Here is a 25,255-nt window from a genome sequence, read left to right as displayed (position 1 = left end):
GCCATTAGATCTCACATTCTGCCGTATTAAAACACGAGAGCTTTTCGGTAATTTTTTGAATGACTTTCGATCTTATTTCTTTTTCTCTTATAAACAGATGCCCGCTATCAAATTGTTGAAATTCACAGGGTTTCAAGAAGTGATTGCTCCATCCAAAATGATCTTCGGGAGCGACCCAGGCATCGTGTGTCCCTAAAAATATAGTGGAATCCAATTTTAAAGGTAATTCATCGCGATAAGCATAACTTTTTACCATGTTCATATCACCGATAAAAATGGGTAATAATACTTTAATAATGCTTTTGTTCATTCGCTCATCACTGTAATCAACAATACCATTTTCTTGAAACACGCTGGATAAAGTCGTTAATTGTTGTTCGTCTAATTCACCTATTCGTTCTGAATCTAACGCAAATAAATTGATATTCAAGTGTTGTAGTTTTGCCAGCAGGTTATTCAAACTTTTGGATGGGACCCGGGGATCAGGATACGCTGATGCAAAAAGATGGACCGGGGTGGCGAGATGATGACGACGCAAATACCGAGTGAGCTCAAATCCAATCAGTGAACCAAAACTATGGCCGAAAAAGGCAAACGGTAAATCAAATTGGGGATTCAGTTGATGGGCCAACAAAGAAATCAGGTTATCCAGATTATCCAGGGGTTGCTCTTCCATCCGATTTTCTCTACCTGGCAACTGTACCGGGCATACTTCAATAAAATCGGGGAACTCCTGCTGCCATTCACGATAAATGGAGGCGCCACCACCGCCATAGGGAAAACAAAACAAGCGAACTTGAGCATTTTCTTGTATTTTTCGATTGGTAATCCACAGATTTTCTGAACGGTTTTGTGGCGTAGGCTCTAGTGTCGCACCTAGCCATTGGCTTGATAACACATACTCAGCAATCTCATTAATGGATGGCCCTTGCATCATCAGTGGTACAGAATAAGTAACGTTCAAATTGGTTTCTATGATTCGGATTACCGCTAAGGCCATTAGCGAATCCATCCCTAATTCATGCAAGGATTGGAACGGGCTAATGTCATGTTGTGGCATCGAAAAAATTATCGCGAATTGTTCAGTCAAGTAATGAATCAATTGATGTTTACATGTTTCATAAGGCAAAGATAAATCGAGTTGGAATTGAGACTGAATCTCCATAATTTGATTAATTTGTAGGGTATCGTTGAGTAGGGTCATGCGTAGATCATGGCATTGAGCAATCACACAATAGTTTTTATCCAACAAGTACCAGTCCGCAATGATATGCTTCCCTTCTGGATGGAGTTCTTTTAATACAGTGTAAATGTATCGTTGGTCTTCTGCTGAGCCATACAATTCTATAGTGCCCATATGTGATGCAATATAGGGTTTAGACAATTGTTCTGGTAATAATAAAAAGAGTGTTTGAATGCAGGCATCGATGATTCCTGGATGCATTTGGGTTACAAATTGTTTTCCCCGCTCTGCAGCTTTAGGTTCGCGTAATTCACAAAACAATTCATTGCTATTTGCCCAATATTGATGGGCCCAACGAATGGTATCACCGGCGGGCATCCCCATCCCTGTGATGCGGTTGTAAAAAGTTTCCATAGTTCCTGAGGCAGGAAGTCCTTGCATTAGCTCGAGCTTGGCTTTTTCGAATTCGTTGCGAGAGGGAGCATGCAGAGCTAAAGTTCCAGTTGCATGTTCTATCCAATGTTCTTTGCCTTCACTGCTGAAAAAACGAAAAGATAATGCATTTTTTTCATCCTTTTCGATGATTAAGTGGACCAAGACTGTTTTTCCATCCAGAACTAATATAGGGGATAAATAATTAAGTTGATGTATGCTAAAGGATCCTGTTGTTTGGAGTTGCGCGGAGGCATACGCTAACATTTCCAGATAATAGCCTGCATGCAAAACATAAAAAGTATCCTGAATCTCGGGCATTGTTTTGGTATCAAAGACAAACTCAAATTGTCTTGCGGATAAGGGCGAAGAAAGGACTTTTCCCCGCATTGGATGGCTGGTACTGCCATGTTCGCTGGTTGATGTTTGCTCGAAAGTTGGCCAATGAGTTTTGCGCTGCCATGGGTAAAAAGGCATATCCAAAGGCATATAAGTTCGTTCTGCTTCAAATTTTTTCCAATCAACCTGCGCATGGTTTACATAGTTTTTGGCTAAAAGCGCTAAGTCTATAGTTGTAAACTCGGCAATTTGCAGCGGGCTGTTGGTTTTTTTTAGTTCATGATTGATAAATATCTGTTTATTTTTCGTGTGAGGATCGGCACGCAAAATTTCCAATTTTTGATGAAGATCCGCAATTGAAGTGCTGATTATGGCGAGACGATGTACGTAATGAGAGCGTTTGATATGGAGGTTATAGCAGAGTTGCGCCAGGTTCGTTTCTGGATTGTTTTTTAAAAAATCACACCAAAGCTCAATCAAAGCAGATAATGCAGCGGGTTCTTTTGCCGAAATGGTAAATAATTCTTTATCACGAGTGAGGGCCTGCGTGCATTCAGGTTGCTCATTTACAGAATGTTCTTGGAGTACAAGATGGGCATTGGCGCCACCAAAACCAAAGCCACTCACTCCCGCAATGCACTTATCACCATAGCGAGGTAATGGTTCTGTTTGATGCGGGATACGCAAAGAATAACGATCAAAAGGGATATGCGGGTTTGCCTCTGCAAAATTAAGGTGGGGGGGAAGCAACCCTTTTTTTAAAGCTAAAGCCACCTTAATCACACTGATAACACCTGCTGCAGGCTCCAGATGGCCTACGTTGGTTTTGACTGAGCTAATCCAGCAGGGTTTTTCAGGATCACGATTTTTGCCAATCACTTCGCCCAAAGCCTGCACTTCAATAGGATCGCCTAAAAAGGTTCCTGTTCCATGGCATTCGATATAGGCAATGTGCGCAGGGTCTGTTTTGGCGGCTTGATATGCGGAACGCAATAATTGTTCTTGTTGCAAACCGTTGGGAGCGGTTAAACCATTTGTTTTGCCATCTTGGTTTATTGCCCCCCCGGTGATCACGGCATAGATTTTGTCTTTATCCTTTAATGCTTTAGAAAGTGGTTTGAGCACAATGGATCCTGCTCCTTCTCCTTGCACATAACCATCTGCTTTTGCATCAAAAGTATGGCACTGTCCAGTAGGCGAGAGCATTGTTGCTTTGGCTAAAACCGAGTGAATGGAGGGTAATAAATTGATATTCACTGCACTGACTAGGGCGGTATCACATAATTTTGCGTGTAAGTTGAGGCATGCTAATTGAATAGCAATCAGTGAAGAAGAGCACGCAGTATCTAATACCAGGCTAGGCCCCCGCAAATCGAATAAATACGATAAGCGATTGGCTGCCATACTAATGGCACTTCCAGTAGGAATAAACAAAGCATCCATATCTGAGTCCAGCTTTTGTAGATGACTGAACTGGCTTGCGTATAAGCTGGAAAAAACCCCCATATTGGAGCCAGCTAAGGTTTCAACAGTTAAACCAGCGTCTTCAAGGGATTCATAAGCGACCTCCATTAAAATACGTTGTTGGGGGTCCATGCGCATTGCTTCGCGGGGGCTAATGCCAAAAAAATATGCATCAAACGCCTCAATCTGCTGTAAGTAACCACCCCAATAAGGTAAATTGGCATCACGTTGTTCAGGTTCTCGAGTTCCTTTTAGCAGCTCCCAACGTTCATTAGGGATTGGGGAAATGACATTTTTACCTTGGCATAATAATTCCCAAAATTCTTGAGGGGTATTTGCTGCGGGTAAACGACAGCTCATCCCTATAATTGCAACGGGATCTAATGATTTTTCATTTTGTTCCTGCAAAAGCTTTTTTAGCTTTTGAATCATTAACAATGATTTTTTTAAAGTAGTGGTATCATTCATAGGCCAGCTCTAGCTCTTTTAATTCCAATTCCAGTAGTTCATTGAGTTGTGCAGCGTTTAAGTGATCCAAATCAATGGTTCCTGCAGCGCTAAAAAGTGGAGCAGGATTGGACTCGGAGTTCACTTGCACTCGTTGCATGATGTAATTCGTCAATTGATTTAGGGTGGGGTAGCGGTATAAATCCATCGGTGCGACCACATCGGGAAAATGTTTACCCAGTGCCTCGGTATAATCGATGCCGGTAATGGAGTCCATCCCGTATTGCTGGAAAGGGGTTTCCCGATCAATTTCAGCCACGTCCAATCCCAATACGCTAGCAAAGAGATTCAGAACTAATGCCGTAATTTCCTCGGGGTTTAAAGTAGAAACGACCGCTATGGATGGGTTTGCAGCATACTCAGCAACAAAATAGTTAAAGAAATCCAGTTGTTTGGCTGTGGGATTCACGTGTAAGAATTTCTTCCATTGAATGTGACACACCGTAATTTCAGCAAGATTAAGCCTGAGCAGGGTATGAAATAGGGCAACTCCATTCTTAATACTTAGCGACGCCATGCCTACAGCATCTAAAAATGCATCATGATTATGTCGGTGACTCATTCCTTTTTCCGACCAGGCGACCCAGTTAATACTGGATGCAGGTAATTGCATACTGCGACGATATAAAGCAAGGCCACTCATAAATTCATTGGCTACGGCATAGGCACTAAGCCCAGCCATACCAAAATGAGGCACTGCTGCAATGGAAGAAAACAACACGAAGCACGACAATCGGGCTTGCAAAAAGAGTTCATGCAACACCAATGAGCCTTGTATTTTGACGCGTAATACATTGTTCCATAAGGCTTCATCCATATCCGCAATCGTGACATTATCCGTAGTGATTCCAGCCAAATGAAAAACGCCATCAATGGGCTGCTGCCATGTTTTTTCAGCATCCATAATCACCTGTTGCATTTGTTCTTTGTCAGCCACATCGACAGCCGCGTAGCGAACCTGTGCCCCTCGAGCTTCTAGTTGCTTGAGCCAGGTATTTTTTTCTGCAGTTTGAGCAGACAATTCGGTTGTTCCAGTAAGCAAGATAAAGCGTGTCCCTTGGGCTAGGATAGATTCTGCTATTTCATAACCTAACGCACCTAAACCGCCAGTAATTAATGCAGCAACAGGAGTTGTGTAAGAGAGTGCTTGTTCATGATTTTGTGGCATCTTATAAGGCATGAAACGAATGGTATAGCGTTGCCCAGCTCGATAGGCAACGTGATTTTGTTGCACTTGGTAATGAGACAATTCTTGAGCCAGGATCTTGGCATTTTGTTCCATCCCTGCATCCCTCTCCAAATCAAGCAGCAACGCTTGGTATTTTGCCTGTTCGGCGGCAAAAATTCGGGTCATGGACCAAAGATGATGTTGCCATATATTGACGGAGTCATGGGGATTCACGTGTTGGGCTGATTGTGAGGCAAGACAAAACGTCAGTTGATGCTGCCAAGAATGCTTAATCATGGCTTGGAGCAGGTATAACAATGTTTGAGTCGTATCCCCTCTAGTATAGGTTTCAGTAGGAGCTACTGCAGAACATACGTAAATAACTCCCTGTAAATGTTCTTGGTGCAATGCATGGATCGTAGCAAATAATTGCTCATAATCTGCTTTTTGCAAACCATTAATTGCGTATTCATCCTGATGAGTTGCTGCACCTGGGGTGCTTGCAAAACAATAAATACCGCCTGCAAACTGCTGCCTCAATGCAGGAATTGATTCTTGATCACAAAAAATCAACCATTTTCCCTCATTTTTTGACAATCCGGTCTGAGTGACTTGAGGATTTTTCTCCCATTGGGTCCTATAAAGCCAATCTTGGGCGTCAATCTCTGCGCTATTGCAGACTCCAGAAGGGATGCTTGGTTGCACGCGAGCTAATGCTACGGGTTGTGTTTCCACTTCCTTAGTGGGTATCCAGCAGCGTCGTTTCGTAAAGGGATAGGTAGGTAAGGAGATAATGTTGGGTGATTGGTGTGTGTATAATTGGTCCCAATTTATTTTTGCTCCGTTAACCCAATGTTGAGCTAATTCTTCATAGTGGGCGTTACTGATTAATTCGGCTAAATGAGCTGCGGGTTGGGGATTACTTTGTGCATTAGGATTTATCCAGAACTTAGAACCATTACCCTGAGGATAATTCGCCAAGGCTGTAAGCAACTCGTCTTTGCTGGTGACGAGCACTGCGAATCGTGCGGTCATATGCTCTCGTCCGGTTTGTAGCGTAAAGCATGCATCTCGAAGCCATTCTTTATTTTCTGTAGGGCAGTGTTGTAACAAATAGTGGTGCATTTGCTGTATTTTTGCTGCCAATCGCTCCTCATTTAATGCAGATAGTATGAAGACATACGGACCATTTACGGTATTCTGCTGTTTTCTTGGTGGTCGGTATTCTTCAATGATCATATGTATATTCGCGCCACCCGCACCAAAAGAACTGACTCCGGCACGACGCGGTAGATTATGGTCAGGCTGCCAATCGCTAAGCTCTTGTTGTACGTAAAAAGGTGAGTTTTGAAAATCGATAAAGGGGTTCAATTGGGCACTATGCAGCGTAGGTACTAATTTTTGGTGACGCATTTGTAAAAGGACCTTGGCCAATTGAGATATACCTGCGGCTGACTCCAAATGTCCAATATTCGATTTGACTGAACCTATCGCACAAAATTGCTTGTCTTCCGTAAAATGTTCAAAGGCATCTTGAAGACCACGAATTTCTATAGGGTCTCCTAAGGCCGTTCCTGTACCATGTGCTTCGATATAGGATACCGTTCGAGCATCTACTTGTGCCTTTTTTAAGGCTTGGAGAATCACCGTTGCTTGCGCATTGGGATTAGGAACAGTATAACCGCTGGTTTTACCCCCATGGTTCATACTGCTTCCTTTAATGATCCCATAAATCATATCTTTATCAGCAATTGCATCAGCCAAAGGTTTCAGCAGTACCGAGCCAACACCTTCGGCGGGTACATATCCGGTTCCTCCTTCAGCAAAGCTCGCACAACGTCCTTGTTCCGACATAAAATTAAAACTGCCTAGGAAGTGGTATTTACTGGGATGTAAAGATAAATTAACGCCACCGGCAATCGCCATTCTGCAATCACCTCGTAACAGGCTCTCGCACGCTAAATGGATTGCAGCCAAGGAGGATGAACAGGCTGTATCGACCACAAAGCTTGGACCGTTTACATCAAGAAAGTAGGAAATCCGGTTGGCTACGGAGAACGATTGGATATCCAGTGGCACACGATTTCCTTTTTGCCACTCCTCTGCAATAAACAGTGGGTAAAAATTATACGTCACGCCAGCAAAGACACCGACCGAATTGTTTGCTTTACGCTTTAATTTGTCACGCGTATAACCTGCATCTTCTAAAGTAGACCACACAGACTGCATGAATAAACGCTCTTGTGGATCCATAAGTCCAGCATCGCGTGGGGAGATATTAAAAAATAAGGGATCAAATTTATCGACATCAGGTATGAAGCCTCCATGCGGGAAATAATGTTCCTCACCTCCGATCACTACAGGGTACTCTTTATAATTCCAGCGCTCAGCCGGCACCTCGCCCACACAATCACGTCCTGTGCTTAAATTATGCCAAAACTCATCCATGGAGTTGGCCATTGGAAAGGTTCCGTTTAAGCCAATAATTGCAATATCCCGCGATGATTGGCTTGGGCATTCACGAGTTATAGTGATGGGGTGCGCGGTTTCTATTTCCTCTGGGATTGCTGTGGGTACCGCATGGAGTGCAGACACGAGACCAGACAATTTTTCTTTATGATTTTTTATGAAAAATTTGGCTAAATCATTTAATCGATTGCGTTCATAGAGTAATGTTTTGGGTAAGGTGCCAAAGTCTTTCTCCAAGCGATTGGTAATTTCCAAGCCAATTATTGAGTCAACGCCATAAACCTCATAGGTTTCATCCACTTGAATGCATTCAGGTACGGTACGTAATTTTTCTGCAAAGACGTGCTGTAAATAGGTTAATACCTGGCTGGAAAGATCCATTTCTGCTGGGATGGCTTGTTTGACTACCGGTGTGACGATTGCGGGTGTTGGTGTGGCATTTAATTCCTGGTCATACCAATAGCGTTGCTTGATGAATGGGTAAGGAGGTAAAGTACCTAATCGCGATATTTTTTCTCCAAAATAGACTTGTTGCCAGTCAATGACATAATGTTTCGTATAGAGATCAGCCAGGATAAATAATTTGTGGCGATACTGCTCTGCATTGTCTGGATGGTGCAACGCCTTAATTGCTGCTCGATATACTTCATCGAATACTGGTCCCTGAATTGTCAAAGTTTGACCTTCATTTAACATGCAATATTCTGGAGTTTCATGTTGGATTAACAAGGTCAACGCGTGGAGTAATGCATCAATAGAGTCTACTACCAGAGCACAACGGTACACAAAATGAGCACGACCAGCGTTTAGTGTGTAACTCAGGGATGGTAAGAAAACCGTTTCTTTATTTTGCTCGAGCCATTGGTAGAGATCCTCTATTTTTTGTTGCAAACTCTCTTGGTGTTTGGCTGAAAGTGCAATTAAATAATAGGGTTTTGTTGGATGGAGCTCAACGATGGTCTGGTGGGGGCGACCTTCTTCAAGAACAATATGTGCATTGGTGCCACCAAATCCAAAAGAGCTAACCCCTGCACGCAATGGAATATCATCTCCTGTTTTATTTTTGATGCGGCGCCAGGTTTGTGTCTCTTTAGCAATGTAGAAGGGGGTATTGGCTAAATTGATGTAAGGATTTAATTCATTTAAATGCAAAATTCCGGGTAGAGTTTCATGGGTCATGGCCATAATCAACTTGATGACTCCCGCTATTCCTGAGGCGGGTTCTAAATGGCCGATATTGGTTTTTACAGAACCTAAAGCAATTGAGTTCGGTTTGATTTCAGATGTAAGTAGGGTGGTAAACGCACGTTTCAATCCTTCGATCTCTACCGGATCACCTAAAGCGGTTCCTGTACCATGAGTTTCAATGTAGGTCACCGTGTCTGGATTAAAATTGGCTTGTGTGTAAGCACGAATCAATAACTCACTTTGTGCGGCAGCATTCGGTGCTGTCAGAGATTGCGCTTTGCCGCCATGGTTGACTGCGGAGGCTTTAATGACCCCATAGATATGATCCCCATCTTGTTGCGCTTGCTTTAAAGGCTTTAGTAAAAGCCCGGCTACGCCTTCCCCTTTGACATAGCCATTGGCCGCCTTATCAAAAGTCTTGCAACGTCCATCTGCAGATAAGGCACCTAATTGGCTGGTAACTACTAGGGTATCTGGGCTTAATATAAGGCTTACGCCGCCGGCAATTGCCATATCGCATTCACCATGGCGAATGGCTTGTACCGCGCGATGTATCGCAACCAGCGCACTGGAACAGGCCGTATCAATGGACTCACTTGGACCTTGGAAATTAAAAAAGTAGGAAACACGATTGGCGATCATGCTATGCGAGTTGCCTGTAGCGATAAATCCATGATGTTCTTTTTGTTGTTTGGCAATTAACGTTTGATATTCACTAAACTCTACTCCGGCAAAAACCCCAATGTTCTGTGAGGATAATGCAAAGGGATCATAGCCTGCGTCTTCAATGACTTTCCATGCGATTTCCAAAAAAAGTCGTTGTTGTGGATCCATAAGATTTGCTTCACGGGCTGAAATATTAAAGAAGCCTGCGTCGAATTGATCGAAATTGTTGATAAAAGCACCCCATTTGGAGTTACTTTGATTGGCTTCAATGCCGTAATGATCACGCCAGTCCCAGCGTTCTGCAGGGATCTCCGTCACTAAATCATGCCCATCTACCAAATGCTGCCAAAATGAGCTTAGGTCATCTGCTTGAGGGAAAATTCCTTGCATCCCTATAATCGCAATCGAATCCGCCTCATCGGTTACTATCCGTCTCGATTTTACTGGATGAGTATTGACGCGCAGTTGGGTCACCTCATGGTGTGTTGGTGCCACTGCCTCTGGAAATTGATTGATAAGATATTGGCTGATTGATGAGATGCTGCTGTGAGTAAAGAAAACCGCAGGGGTGAATTCTATCGCGTAGTGCTCCGTAATCTTTTTGGCCAATTCAATAAAATGCACTGAATCCATGCCGTAATCACCAAGATTTTTTTCTATGGCAATTCGGTGTTGGGTCAATTTCAATATTTGAGTTACTTCTCGTATCAGAAAAGAATTTACTTTATCCGAAAGCCCATTTGGGGTGAATGTCCCGTTGATTGGCTTTTCTTGAGCAGAAGTATGTTGCTCCTCATCAGAATACCAATAACGTTCTTTGGCAAAAGGATAGGTGGGTAAGGATAGTTTTTTCCTGGATTCACCTGTATGGATTTGCTGCCAATCCAGATTTTGGCCTTCTACATAAAATTTTGCCAGTGCCAGCAAAGCCTCTTGATATTGAGCGGCTTGTGACAATTGCTGCATTACTAAAGGCAAAAGCGTTGTGTTGATAAGGCGGTTTTCAAAGGTATTGCCTGCATGTTGCTGGATCAACAAGTGAGTCGGATTTTGTCCTGCTTTAAATTGTTGAATTAAACTGATTACCTCATCAAGCGAGCTTGCGACCATGGCGCAACGATACTCAAAATGACTTCTGCCTGCATTTAAGGTGTAACTAACCTGTTCTAGCTGTGCTGATGGATTTTGCTCAAGCCATGCCAATAAATCATCGAGACGTTGATTTAAGGCGAATTCGGTTTTGGCCGATAGCGTGAGCAAATAATGTGATTTGTTCCTTGTCGAAGAAGAAAATACCTCTGGTGCTTCAGACAAAATCAAATGGGCATTAGAACCTCCAGCACCAAAAGAGCTGATCCCCGCAATTCGCGGCATAGTGGGTATGGGTTGTTTCCACTCACTGACGGTTTGCTGCACCCTAAATGGGGTGAGCGACCAGTCGATGTTGGCATTCAAGTTGGTTGAGAAAAGCGAAGGGACTAAAGTACGGTGTTGTAGTTGCAAGACTACTTTGGTGACTGCAGCAATCCCTGCGGCAGACTCACAATGTCCGATATTCGATTTGACTGAACCAAGAGCACATTGGTGTTGCATGGATTGACCGAATACTTTATTTAATCCGGCAATTTCAATAGGGTCGCCCAGCGAAGTTCCTGTGCCATGTGCTTCGATATAACTGACATGTGCTGGGTCAACCTTGGCTTGTCGGTAGGTTTCTGCAAGTAACTCGGCTTGAACATTGGGGTTGGGTACTGTGTAACCGTTGGTTTTGCCACCATGATTAAGATGACTTCCCTTAATTACCGCGTAAATAAGGTCGCCATCTTCGAGTGCTTTATCTAGGGGTTTGAGCAAGACTGCCCCTACGGCTTCGCCAGGAACATAACCATCGCCGCCTTCACCAAAGCTGCGGCAATGTCCGTCACTTGCTAAAAACTTTCCATGACTTAGCAAAAGGTATTTATTGGGATGCAGTGATAGATTCACCCCACCAGCAAGTGCCATCTCGCATTCGTCCTCATGAATGCTTTGACAAGCTAAATGGATGGCAGTAAGCGAAGAAGAGCACATGGTATCCAGCGCAATACTCGGACCATGAAAATCAAAAAAATAAGAAACCCGATTAGCAATAGAAGCAAACACCGAATTTGTCGGGACAAACTGACCGGAGGATGATGAATCATGGGCAAACAACTGATATTGGCCATACATCACACCAACATAGACCCCAATTTTTTTCCTAACTAAGGCTTCCCGAGCATAGCCGGCATCTTCTATGGTTTTCCATGCGGTTTCTAAAAATAAACGTTCCTGTGGATCCATGAGGGCCGCTTCACGTGGGGAAATATTAAAAAAGAGGGGGTCAAATTGATCCACATCCTTTAAAAAACCACCCCATTTACTGTACATTTTACCTGGGCGGTCCGGATTGGCATCAAAATAATCTGCTAAAGCCCAGCGGTCCTGAGGAATTTCGGTAATACAGTCTTTTCCTGCATACAGATTGTGCCAAAATTCTGTTAAATCCTGCGCCCCAGGATAGCGTCCACTGATCCCAATAATCGCGATATCCTGTGATTTTGAGATATTTTTCCTCGAATTAAGTCGTCTTGGTGCGGTCATTAAGCTTTGGGGCGCTGTGGTTGAGTGAGGGGACTCAGTCATTTCCGACCATTTCTGAGTTGATATTGGTGCTTGATCGGGGGCAATTCCCTCTCCGTACGGGGAGAACAATGGCGCATGAGATAAATGTTGAATCAATTCATGGGGGTAATGCTCCATGAAGTATTCAGTTAAGTCGGCCATGGTCTGGCATTCAAAAAATAAGGTTTTGGGTAATGCAGTGAACTCTTTGGCCAAGCGTTGATTAAGTTGAATAATCATTAAGGAGTCGATGCCGTACTGTTCGAAAGGCGTATCTCCATCAATACGTTCTGGTGAACACTTTAAGGTCTCAGCGAGTATATTCTTTAAAAACGCTTCAGCTTGTTCACGTAAATTGGGCATTACGCCTTTGGAAGAAGTGATGGATTGCCTCACCATGGAATTTTTTTGCAGTGCATGCCTGAGTTTTTGCTGATAGCCTGGAAGAACAATAAAATTTGCACCAGAGTGCTGTAACGCGTGCACGAAAGCACTCAATCCTTGCTCAGTGGATAAACTCAGAACACCTAAAGCATGCTCAAGCTCCCGTTGATATTCGGGAGCAATCTGTAAACCTCCTTCTTCCCAAAGCGGCCAATTAATTGAAAGAGTATGTCCATTACAGTGCCCCTGAGCTCTTTGTTGCTCCCGTGTGTAGGCAAATTCATCAAGAAAACAATTGGCATAGGCATAGTCACTTTGTCCTAAATTTCCAAACACTGCTGCGGCGGATGAAAAGAGAATGAAAAAATCTAAAGGTTCTGTACATGTTGCCGTATGCAAATTGCAGGCACCAAAAATTTTGGGGGCGACAACCTTTTCTATTTCAGGTAGTGTTTTATTGACAATCAATCCGTCTTGAGTCAGTCCTGCAGCATGAATAATGCCATTTATTGCACCAAAGCGTTCTTTAATGATTTGAATCAGTGTGTGCACTTCTTCGTAGGACGATACATCTGCTGATATATAAGCTACCGAGGCGCCGTTCTGTTCCAGTTCTGCGATTCTTTTTTGATGTAGTTCAGACAGCGGGGAACGACCTGTTAATACCATTTTGGCTTGATAATGTTTGGCCAAATACGTAGCAAATAAATAGCCCAGCCCGCCCATGCCGCCAGTAATTAAATAAACACCGGATTTCTTGAGTTTTGGCGGTGTTTCTTTTAGTGAAGGGAGCGGGACATAATCTCTGATATATCGCTGATTCTGTTTCTCATAGCGGACATAAATCTCATTTTGAGTTAATTCATTGGTCAGTAGGCTAAGATCATGTAATTCAATTAAGCGACACGAGATGTTGGATTGTTCTTGATGCAGGCACTTTGCAAATCCATCCAATGCCCGCGAAAAAATGGAGGGATTTTTAACGATACCCACTAATTGTATGGGCTGTTTGGGTTTTAATTTACTGATTTGGTTTACTACAGCATGGACCAGATAATAGGTTTGCTCAATTTTTTCTTGAATTTCTGTCGTTGAAAGAGACTCACTATGGAGTTCTTCCAGATCAATAATAATACACTCGCTCAGTACATCAATGTTGATATTTAAATGAGAAGGTTCTTTTAGGAGTTGGTACGAGACAGTGCGATCGGTGAATTGGGCCCTTATTGCGAGCACTGATTGTTCGTTATGGCCTAAAATCAGAATGGAGTCTGGATGTTTTCGGGTTGCTCCTTGCGCAGGCTGGGGAATCCATTGAGGGGTATAATAAGCTACCGTGGCTGCAGGTTCATGCACTGGATATAAGCTAAATCCAGTAATGACTAATAAGAGAGCTCCTTCAGCATCTGTGACTTGAATATTAAATGTCGGCATATGCTGACGGTCTGCCGTCGAAATCTGGTTCGCATGTACATAACAGCGATTTGGCAGCGGCTTATAAATATCTACTTGCTCAATAGAAAAGGGTAGATAAAGCACTTCATGATTTTTAAGCAGTACCTGGGTAGTTTGTAAGATTCCATCCAATAAACAGGGATGTAGTACTAACTCATGATGTTGAGTCGCCAGGTTTGCAGGCAAAGCAATTTCAGCTAAAAGATGATGCTCATCAAAATGTATGCTTTGAATGACTTGAAAACTGGGGCCGTAGGTTATCCCTGCATGATTAAAATAGTTGTAAATGACTTTGGGATCTTGAGTATAAGGCAATGTCGATTTTAATTCGTGTAGCTCAATTGAGTAGGGCGGGGCATCGGAAGAATTATCCGTATAATGAATCATTCCACGCACATAAGAAACTGCTTCGTCTTGGTCAGTAATGGAAAATGAGACAGTATCCGTTTCCGGAAATAAAACGACATGCAGTGGGGTGGCCAAATCCGGATTTTTTATTGGCCTTTCCCAAATGATTTGGCTTAGAGTCGTCACTTGCTGATTTTTCGCCGCCATATTGGCGGCAATGCGAACCATTTCCAAACACACCGCACCGGGCAAGACTGATTCTTTGTTAATCAAGTGATCGCGCAAATAAAATTCATTTCCAGTAAATCGTTTACTAAAAGCAGACGAGGAGAAGGTAGAAATATTCTCATCAATCAAGGTATGCGGGTGATGTGCATTATTTTTGATATCGACCCAATGCGATTCTTTGGCGAAAGGATAGCTGGGAAGCGATATTTTTTCCTGATACTCACCGTAGAGGGCGCGCCAATCAATGGATTTGCCTTTGAGGTAGTCGTGGCATAGTTGCGTTAAATCAGCAGGTTGATGATTGGTATTGGATAATTCATAATCAAGTAAGTGCGCTTGGATGTCCTGGCTGGATAAAATAGACCTTAATTGTTTCTTTAATTCCGCAATGGTTTTCACCATCACGCAAAAACGTTTGCTAAAATGTTGTCTCCCGGCATTTAAAGTATAACTGAGTGCTGGCAGAGTGGGTAAATTCTTTGGGTTCTCCAACCAATTGAGCAGATCAATTATCCGTTGCTGCAATCCATTGAGAGTCATTGCTGATAAGCAAATAAGGTGTACAGGATGCTTAGGAGGTGAAACGGGTGTTCGTTCGGGAGGTTCCTCAAGAATAATATGCGCGTTCGCTCCCCCAAAACCAAAGGAGCTCACTCCCGCCCTTCTGGTTTTACCCGGGACTTTTGACCATTGAGTGGGTCTATCAACGAGATAAAATGGACTGTTCTCAAGTTCGATGTAAGGATTTAATTCATTTAAATGTAAATTAGCCGGTAGCTTTTCATGCTGCATGGCTAATAAAGTTTTTATAATCCCCGCGATTCCGGCTGCAGATTCCAAATGACCAATATGAGTTTTCACTGCTCCTAATCCACAGTAGTGTTGTGGCAAAGAGTCAATGTTTTGCTCTAAGGCCAAGTATTGAAATGCTTTTTTTAAGCCGTTAATTTCAATGGGATCACCTAGTGGTGTACCGGTGCCATGGGTTTCAATGTATTGAATGCTGTCAATGGGTACTTGCGCCCGCTGGCATGCTGAAATAATGACTTCTGCTTGGGCATTGGGATTAGGTGCAGTGAGGGTATTCACATGTCCTCCGTGATTCACCGCTGTGCCTTTAATTACTCCATAGATATGATCCCCATCTTGCAATGCCTGCGATAATTTTTTTAATAAAATGGCACCTGCCCCTTCGCCACGAACATAACCATTGGCGTTTTTATCAAACGTTTTGCAACGTCCATCGTCACTGAGCATCCCTGCCTGCTGAGCTGCAATAAAAGAGGTAGGGGTAATTAACGTATTCACTCCTCCTGCAATTGCCAGCTCACAATCGCCTTGCAAAATAGCGTGCACTGCTTGGTGAATGGCCACTAAGGAGCTCGAACATGCGGTATCAATTGCCTCACTGGGTCCGCGCAAATTTAAAATGTAGGAAATACGATTTGCAATCATACTGTGCATCGTACCGGTAGTCAGATAGGCATCCATAACCTCATTTTTTTGCAATAACTCAGCATAATCATGATTAAATACCCCTACAAATAATCCTGTTTTCAATACCGCAAGGGATGAAGGAGTATATCCAGCGTCTTCAATTGTTTTCCAGGCGATCTGCAAAAATAATCGTTGTTGCGGATCAATAAGTTCTGCTTCGTGAGCTGAAATATTAAAAAATGCCGCATCAAATTGATCGACCTGTTCAATAAAACCACCCCACCTCACGGTTAAATCATGCCAGTTCCAGCGAGATAAAGGGACCTCACTGATGCAATCTTTCCCTTGACATAAATTATCCCAAAAGGTATCCACATCAGGTGCTTGTGGAAAAATACCGCTCATTCCTATGATGGCGATGTCCTTTTGACTAAGATCTCTAGTGGAGGGTTGCTGTTCCTCTTCAGGATCGGCTAAAACCGTTTTTGCTTCCAATAATTCGGTATAAAACTCTGCTAAAGTGGCGTATTCATACAAAGCTGCAGGAGAAATGGCGAGTTGATAGGTTTCATTAAGAACACTGGTGAGCTGAATGATATTAATCGAGTCAAAGGAATAATGGCTTAATGGTGCATGCAAGTCGATTTCTTGCGCCTCTTTGTTTAATACTTTAGCGATCAGCGTGATGAATAGGTTTTTACTATGCGCTTCATTTTGCTTGGTTATGGCCTTTATGGGCTCATTTTGTATTAATACCGCAATACTTTGTTCATTAAAGAGTAATTCGGCTTTCTTTCGTTGTAATTTGCCACTTCCGGTTTTGGGAATTGCCCCCTTTGGGCTTAACAGGACTTCATGAACATCCAGCCCGTGATGTTTGGTGATCGCATGACGAATTGTGTTTTTGATCTCAGGATAGAGCGACTTATCTGTCTCTTCCGACAATTCCTGAACTACGATAATTTTTTCTTTACCTTTAATTTCTGTAGAAAAGACCACTTGGGGGAGTTTGATCTGGAATGGGGTTAGTGCATTGGCGACGGTAGCTTCCAAGTCAAGAGGATAATATTTTTTGCCATAAACGACGATGACTTCTTTTAACCGTCCAGTTAAATAAATTTCATCGTCAAAGATAAATCCCAAATCTCCGGTTTTGAAATAGGGTAAATCACCGCCAGATACGGTCGCATGAAATACCTCTTGTGTTTCCTCAGGACGTCGCCAATAGCCTTCAGCCAGCGATTTGCCTGATAACCAGATTTCACCGGTTTCTCCGTGAGCGACAGGCTGTTTCGTTTGAGGGTGAACAACAATGGCCTGCAGTCCTGGTAATAATTTGCCGCTACTGACCAATTGTCGTTGTGCATGCTCTTGCAGTGGTAACGAGCGGGGTTCACAGCCAAAAGACGTTACGGCAATTGCTCCCGATAATTCGGACATCCCGTAGGCTGAACAGAATTGTTTTAACTCAAAACCACATACTTTGAATTTTGCGGCGAAACGAGTAAGGGTTTGATATTGAACCATATCGCCACCATTAATTGCTACGTTCCAATGTTTTAAATTAAGCGAGGCAAGCTCTTCATCCTGAATGTCGCGCACGCAAATATCATAACCAAAATTGGGACAACCGCTATGGGTGACACGGTAGGTTGAAATGGCAGATAACCAAGTAAGCGGCTTATTAATAAAGGCTGAAGGCGGCATAATAATGGCCAGTGTGCCATGATATAGAGGTACTAGAATCCCACATACCAATCCGTAAACATGGGTATGGGGAGCCCAGGTTAAGGTGATACTTTTCTTGGTGTAATGCCAAACTTTAAGGGTTTCTTGCAAACTATGTTGTAAATTACCATGGGTGATTATTGCTGCTTTAGGAGTAGAGGTTGACCCTGAGGTATATTGTAAATAGGCGATGGTATCCTCAGTGATATGAAGGGCTTGATAATCGTTAGCCGGTTTGTTTTTTAGCCTATCCGTGGCAAATACAGGTACTTTTTTCTTTAGAGTCGTCTTAATACTGGAACGAAATTGATCGAGGCTTAAAACGGCAGCAATATCCGCATCGTCAGCTATGCTGTTCAGAAAATCTTCGTATTTGGCAAATTCATCGATTTTAGGGCAGGGTACTGGCACAGCAATGACACCTGCATACCAACATCCTATCAAACTGACTATAAATTCAATCCCTGTAGGGTAAAGAAGGACTACACGATTGCCCTTCATCTGTTGGGTTTGTAAATGGGCGGCAATCATTCTGGCTTGATGATCCAACGCGCCAAAAGTGAGACTTGCAGTCGGATGTTTTCCATCTTCTAAATAGAGAACTGCTTCAGATTGAGGATGTTTTTGAGCTCGCTTCTGTACTCGATTAATAATATTTTGCATATGCAACTTCCATTTTGCTAAATCGATTATCTGAACTTGCATCATGCTATCAATACTCTTAGTTAATGTCATCTTTATATTGAGGGATGATGTTGTAACCTGGGTGTAGTATCTGAAGTTTGGGCTCTGGCCCAACAAAACTCGAAAATAGATTTGCGTTTAGAGAAAGTGTTGGGCTGAGGCCCAACCTGCTGCAGTCAGGCTACGAGATTTTTCAGAAGTGATGGGATGCACTGGCTTCACCAATTCGTTAGTGCCTCGTAGTTATTTTTGGAGTGCGTTTTTAAAAACTCGGAAAACTCTTTGACATCCAGCGGTTGACTGAAGTAATAACCTTGCATGATGTAACATCCATTTTCTTTTAAGAATTTAATTTGCTCTAGGGTTTCTACTCCTTCTGCCAAGCAATCAATATTCATCCTATGTGCCAAGGCAATGGTATTGCTTACGATGTTTCTACTATCAATACTCACGTCAATATCTTGAATAAATGTTTTATCAATTTTTATTTTATTGACTTTAAAGAGCTTAAGATTACCAAACTCTGAGTAACCTGTACCAAAGTCATCAATGGCCAGGGAAATACCCATTTCCGTAAATTTATTAATAATTGGAATGGCTTCATTTTGAAATGCATTCGACTCCGTGAGTTCTAACTCAAGGTACTTGGGAGAAAGTTTCAGATCAGCTAAAATTTGTGCAATATGCTCGACCAGATCATGTTGTACTAACTGTTTCGCTGACAAATTAACGGACATAATCAATTTAAATCCACTGTTATGCCATTTTTTCAATTGTTGGCAAGCAGTGCTTAATACCCATTCACCAATGGGAAGAATCATGCCGTTTGTTTCTGCTAAGGGGATAAACTCCATTGGGGAAAGCAATCCTAACACGGGATTATTCCAGCGCACTAAGGCTTCTGCACCACAAATAGTCCCGGTTCGTAAGTCAATGAATGGCTGGTAATTTAGGATTAATTCATTGTTTTCAATCGCCCGATAGAGTTGATTTTCAATGTTTAATTGTCTCGTAGCATCGGCGGTTATTATCGTATTATAAACACGAACACTATTGCCTCCGCGCTCTGTGGCAAGGGTGCGTGCCGCTTCTGCATGTGTAATCAGTGTGTCTACATCCCGGCCATCATCGGGAAATACACTGATACCAATACTTGCGGTTAAATTCAATTCTTGTTGTGCTACATAGACAGGATTATCTAATACAATAAATAAATCCTGAGTACATTCTTCTATTTCCAGAATGTCGATGATGGGATCAATTAGAATAACAAATACATCTTTACGTAATAATGAAAAGAAATATTTGGAGTTCTTTTCTGCAAGTTGACTAAACCGTTGGGCAATACGATGAATAATGGTGGCGGATGCGTGATGACCGATACTGTCATTAATTTTCATCATATTGTTTAATGAAAAGCAGGCAATGGCAAATTTGTGATGATCTTTAACGGCTCTTTCGGCTACATTATTTATGTGTTCATAAAGAAAACGTTCATTAGGTAAATCGGTTAATAAATCATGCGTCGCCTGGTAGGTGACTAATTTTAATGATTTTTCTAACGCTTCAGTGCGTTCTTTGACCCGTTGTTCCAAAAGAGCATTCAAGTTTTCCAGTTTATGGCTCAGTAAAGCATTTTCATAACCCAAACGAAATAATTTTAAAATGATTCTATTGGCTACAAAGCAGGCAATGAGCATAAAGATTCCAAGTATCACAAATGAACCAGTAATTGACATACTGATATTGCCCGCTTGAGAATGAAATGCACTGATGGTTATATAAGAATGATATAAAATAGTAGGGGTAAGCAAACAAACAATGCTGGCAATTCCCATGGTTAAATCAATTGCTGTCGAGAACGAAAAACAAATCAAAACCGCAGATAAAAAGATAATGGTGGTCATCTGTTGATGCATTCCATCATCCATAAACACAATGCCAATGCTGCTCCATATCAGACATATTAAAATGACGATGTAGAGAAAACCTCTTCGACACTTAAGAATTTCTTTACGGCTTATATGTTTGTATTCAAAGCGTAGGGCCCATAATACATTGAGTAAGTTGGCAATCACCAAAAGACTATACCAAGAAATGATTAATACAGGTTGGGTTGTATTATAGATAGCAAGAACATAAAGGAAGGCACCGCAGATATTGGCGAAAGCGCCAAGTTTAACCATGCTGTGAAATGATTTTGCGGTTTCATAATCAATTTTCCGATTGATTTCATGTTGTTCATCGGAAGTTAGTTGTGGTGCCTCGACAAATTTATGTGCATTGATGGGCCTCGACATATAAGCTCCTTGCTCTCTATAAAAGTGGTAGAGTCACTTTCCCATTCCTTATATAATATAGTATATCTATTTTTTTGCTTAATTGCTTAAAATTATTCAAATTGTTAAGATATAAAGCATGGCCTCCAAAACGCGTTGTTCTTGTATGCGTGCAGGAATTTTTTCCTGTTTAACGAGTTGGAACTGATTTTGTTCTACTAATTTTTTGATGTAGTCCGGATGATGGCTGAAACGAGCAGTTGTTTCAAGCGACCAGGGATTCTCCAAGCTGATTTCTGTAGTAAAAATAAAATACCCTTTGGATTTCAGATGTTGATGAATTGTATGAAATAGCGCATCGAGCTCACCAAAATAGGGTAGGACATCGGCGGCAATAATCAAATTATACGTTGCCTTGTTTTGCTCCAGAAATTGATTGAGTTCCGCTTCCACCAAATTATCATAGATTACCTTTGACTTAGCCTGGGCCAGCATTTTTTCAGAAATATCAACCCCGGTTAAGTGTTTACTGACTTCACGAAGAACAATCCCAGTTAAACCCGTTCCACAGCCTAAATCCAAGGTATGGGTGTTTGCAGGTAATTCTAATTGGTGAATTACACGTGCTATGTGTTGTGGGATGGAATAGTTTAACGTGCCTTTCATGTGTTGATCATAATAAAGCGCGTAGTTATTAAATAAATTATGGGCATACTCAGGAGTCGTTGTTGCTTGTTTATTTCTGGTAAGAGCGGAGAGCATGTGGGCGCTTATTGTATCTTCTGGATTAATCTCCAGAGCACGTTCTAAATATTCTTTGGCTTTAACTTTTTGTTCCAATTTAAGATAAATCGCGGCCAGATTGTTGAGAGAGGAGGTATGAGTGCTCTCTAACTCGAGTATGTGATCAAAAAGAATAATGGCTTCATTTAAATGGCCTAAAGCCATTTGGGCTACGCCGGAATTGTATAAATATTCAATATTATCCGGTTCTTTTTGCAGTAATACGTCATAATGCATGAGTGCATTCTCGAAACGATCATGATGCATAAAGGTCGCAGCTAAGTTATTGCGTGCCTCGATGTTCTCATTGTCCAAGGCTAATGCCTTACTAAAATAATCAATTGCCAATTGGTTTTGCTGCCTTTTTAAAGCGATCACTCCTAAGTTGGAAAGCGCTTCTATTTGCTTACTGTCTTGCTCTAACACGTTTTGAAATGCTTCTTCTGCTTCGGCCAGCGCATTTTTTTCCAGATGTAAAACACCGAGATAAAACAAGGCTTCAGTATGAAAAGGATTTAAGGAGACTACATTATTAAATTGGGTTTTGGCTGCATCCAATTGATTATTTTGCAGCAATAATAAGCCTAAATTAAAATGTGCTGCACTAAAATCAGGTTCAGCATGAACTGCTCGGGTATAATGTAATAGCGCTTGGGGATAATTATGTTGTAATGCATACACCGTGGCCAAGTTATTATGAGCTTGAGCATAATCCGGTTTCAGTTTGATGGCCTGTTGATAGTATTCAATTGCCTTATCCAGGCGGTGCAGTTTTTTGTACGCATTCGCTATGTTATTAAGCAAACTTGCATTCTCTGGATTTAACGAGAGTGCTTGTAAGAGATAGAGAATGGCATTATCCATATCCCCTAACTGAGCATAAGTAAGCCCTAAAAAATGCAAGGTATTAAGATGCTTAGGTTCTTGTAACAGGATTTGTTCATAAAGGCTAATGGCTTGGGGCAAATGTCCTTCATATTGGAACTTATATGCTTGCGCAAAGAGTGCATCAGTGTCCATCATCAATTCTTAATTAGAGTACGCAGTTGCTTTAATGCTTGTGCGCGGTGACTGATATTATTTTTAATTTTAGCAGGTAATTGAGCTACTGTGCATTGAAAGTCAGGAATATAAAAAATGGGATCATAACCAAATCCACTGTCGCCAACAGCGTGAGTGTGGATCATCCCTTTGCATAGTCCTGTGGCGATGATTGGCGTAGGATCATTGGCATGCTGTACTAATGCTATGGCACAATAAAACCATGCTTCCCTCTGTTGTGAGGGAATATGAGTCATTTTTTCCAAGAGTAAATGGATGTTTTCCACATCGGTTGCATTATCGCCGGCATAGCGAGCAGAATAAATACCCGGTTCGCCATTTAAGGCCGGTACTACTAAGCCCGAATCATCCGCTAAAGCAGGTTTACCTGTATGTAGACTGGCATGACGTGCTTTAATTAGTGCATTTTCAATAAAGCTTAAGCCATTTTCTATGGCATCAGTGACACCTAAATCGCTTTGTGGGATACATTCTATTGGTGCTAATAAATCGCGTAATTCTTTAATTTTACCGGAATTGCTGGTAGCGAGAATAATTTCTTTCATAATTTAAGCCATAAAAAGTAGTGGAATATAGCCTGGACGAAGCGCCGCGGGCAACCCAGCATTTTGCATTGTACTCCGGGTGAAGGGGATTATAGTGCTTCTCAACAGGCCTCTTTAAACCTATTTTAAAAAGAATAGTGCAGTTTAACGTGGTGATTACAAAATAGAAATTAAATTTATCCTGATTCCTGTATCCAACACTAAATTGCAATCAAATCTTTTCTTAATTTTAACCACTAAGCTGAGCAAAAAGTAAACGGTTTAAATAGCTTTATAACAGACTTTAGGCTAAAATAAGTTTTTTATTGGAGCACTGATGATGCCTATTACACATCTTTTATTGGCTCTTTTAGTCGTTTTGATTTGGGGGGTAAATTTTCTTTTTGTTTCCTTTGGACTGGAAGAAATTTCACCTCTGCTACTGTGTGCGCTACGTTTTTTATTTGCCAGTGTGCCGGCTGTATTTTTTGTCAAAATACCTCATGCGTCATTTAAGGAGATTGTCTTATATGGCTTTGTCATGTTTGCATTGCAATTTGCCTTCCTATTTATCGGCATGAATGTTGGTATGCCAGCTGGAATGGCGTCTTTACTCATGCAGACCCAAGTATTTTTTAGTATGTTTTTCGCAGTAATTTTTTTGGGTGAGCAGCCCAATCTAGGCCAGATTATAGGTGCCCTGGTTGCTTTTGCGGGGATTGGTTTAGTTGCGATGCATTTTGACAGTGATATCTCTTTGCTTGGTTTTATTTTTATTCTTGCTGCTGCCGCAACATGGGGCTTAGGAAATCTGATCACCAAGAAAATTAAAGGCAGTAACAACAACATGATGGCAATTATTGTGTGGGGGAGTTTTGTTGCCTGCATCCCGATGTTTCTTTTTTCTTTGATATTTGAGGGCGCATCGAGTTTTGTTTATACCTACGAACATATAAGTTGGCGGGGTACATTATCATTGTTTTATATTGTTTTCGCTTCGACCTGGATAGGTTATGGGGTTTGGAACTGGCTCATTGCTCGTTATCCTGTGGGAATGGTCGCGCCCTTTACTTTGTTGGTTCCCATTGTGGCAATGATTAGTTCGGTTTTCGTATTGGATGAACCGTTCCAACTGTGGAAGCTCGCTGCAGGATTATTAGTGATTGGTGGCTTGTTCATCAATATTTTGGGGGCTCGCTTTTTTCCTGTAAAAACACAGACAGAAGCAGCTTTAAGGTAAAAAATGTAACGACCTTCATTTTACGTGAAACGTGTGTGCCCTGTTGGTGAGCATTTTTCTAGCATACACACGTTTCGGATTCTTCTCTGCACTCAGGCTACAATATTACCGTTAAAATGATATATCATATGCTTTTGTTACAAAGTATTGGCGCTTGATTGTGATTGATTCGAAAACTATTGTTCTATGTGCAGATGACTTTGGTTTGGATTCCGGGATTTCGGAAGGTATTTTAAAATTAGTACATATAGGGCGTCTGTCTGCTGTAAGTTGCATGGTGAATATGCCGAGTTTTATTCCTCATGCCAAAGAGCTGCTCTCTTTAAAAAAATGTAAGCACATCCAGATTGGTTTGCATTTTAATCTAACGGAAGGTTATTTAGCATCCAACCCACAACAATCATCTTTTACATTACATGAATTGTTGATTAAGTCGCATCTGCACGCGCTGAAATTATCTTTTATTGCAAAAGAATTTTTAGCTCAATTGGAGCAGTTCATAGATATCATGCAACAACCGCCTGATTTTATTGATGGCCACCAGCATGTGCATCAATTTCCAGGGATACGGAAAGTCATTTTGGATCTTTATGAACAAAGATTGAAAAATTATGGAACTTTTGTTCGCGCTACTTGGCCGTCCATTAATTTGCCGCAAAGTCGATTTAAAGCAAAAGTATTGGCGTTTACAGGAGGTAAGGCATTACTGAAGCAACTGATAGATTTGGGCATTCCACATAATCGTTACTTCTCGGGCATTTATGATTTTGCACCTGATGCAAATTATCGAGAGTTGTTCAGAAAGTGGATGAGTTTAGTTAAGGAAAACACACTGATTATGTGTCATCCAGCAGATAAAGTGAGCCCTGTTGATCCTATATCCCCTGCACGTTTAAATGAATTTAATTATTTTTTAAGCGAAGAATTTTTAAAAGATTGTGATGAATTTCAGGTTCATTTAGCCCAAGATGAACATGCATTTTTCCCATCATCTCAGGCGTAGCGAGGGATCTTTCCTCGCAAGTCGGGGCTGCGGCGCAGGGA

At 41.8% G+C, this 25,255-nt stretch carries 7 protein-coding genes; 2 read left to right on the top strand and 5 right to left on the bottom strand.

Going from position 1 to position 25,255, the window contains the following annotated elements; all coding sequences use genetic code 11:
- Positions 1-4: 4 nt before the first annotated feature.
- The 5 genes from EL022_RS00740 to rdgB form a co-directional block, all read right to left on the bottom strand.
- Entirely contained in the window at positions 5-3,886 is a 3,882-nt protein-coding gene (locus EL022_RS00740) for a beta-ketoacyl synthase N-terminal-like domain-containing protein (RefSeq protein ID WP_028380815.1), read from the bottom strand.
- Positions 3,879-18,347, bottom strand: coding sequence for an SDR family NAD(P)-dependent oxidoreductase (locus tag EL022_RS00735; RefSeq protein ID WP_241972220.1), 14,469 nt, complete (start codon positions 18,345-18,347; stop codon positions 3,879-3,881). Before EL022_RS00735 ends, EL022_RS00740 begins: the two co-directional genes overlap by 8 nt.
- A 194-nt stretch (positions 18,348-18,541) precedes the next feature.
- A complete protein-coding gene (locus EL022_RS00730) occupies positions 18,542-20,623 on the bottom strand; it encodes a putative bifunctional diguanylate cyclase/phosphodiesterase (RefSeq protein WP_028380817.1) in 2,082 nt (693 codons plus the stop codon).
- A 96-nt stretch (positions 20,624-20,719) separates the two neighbouring features.
- The gene (locus tag EL022_RS00725; RefSeq protein WP_028380818.1) at positions 20,720-22,405 is read right to left on the bottom strand and encodes a tetratricopeptide repeat protein; all 1,686 of its coding nucleotides are present in this window, start codon (positions 22,403-22,405) and stop codon (positions 20,720-20,722) included.
- A gap of 2 nt (positions 22,406-22,407) precedes the next feature.
- Positions 22,408-22,992: an RdgB/HAM1 family non-canonical purine NTP pyrophosphatase gene (rdgB, locus tag EL022_RS00720; RefSeq protein ID WP_028380819.1), complete on the bottom strand. Its 585-nt coding sequence runs from the start codon at positions 22,990-22,992 to the stop codon at positions 22,408-22,410.
- A 319-nt stretch (positions 22,993-23,311) separates the two neighbouring features.
- On the opposite strand from rdgB, the gene EL022_RS00715 reads away from it, so the two are divergent.
- Both EL022_RS00715 and EL022_RS00710 read left to right on the top strand, forming a co-directional pair.
- Positions 23,312-24,211, top strand: a complete 900-nt coding sequence (locus EL022_RS00715) for an EamA family transporter (RefSeq protein ID WP_028380820.1) — start codon at positions 23,312-23,314, stop codon at positions 24,209-24,211.
- Positions 24,212-24,371: 160 nt separating this feature from the next.
- Positions 24,372-25,214, top strand: coding sequence for a ChbG/HpnK family deacetylase (locus EL022_RS00710; protein ID WP_028380821.1), 843 nt, complete (start codon positions 24,372-24,374; stop codon positions 25,212-25,214).
- The last annotated feature ends 41 nt before the right edge of the window (positions 25,215-25,255 follow it).

Source organism: Legionella cherrii, from assembly GCF_900635815.1.
In the GTDB taxonomy this organism is placed as follows: Bacteria; Pseudomonadota; Gammaproteobacteria; order Legionellales; family Legionellaceae; genus Legionella; species Legionella cherrii.
This window is presented reverse-complemented; position numbering and strand designations above follow the sequence as displayed.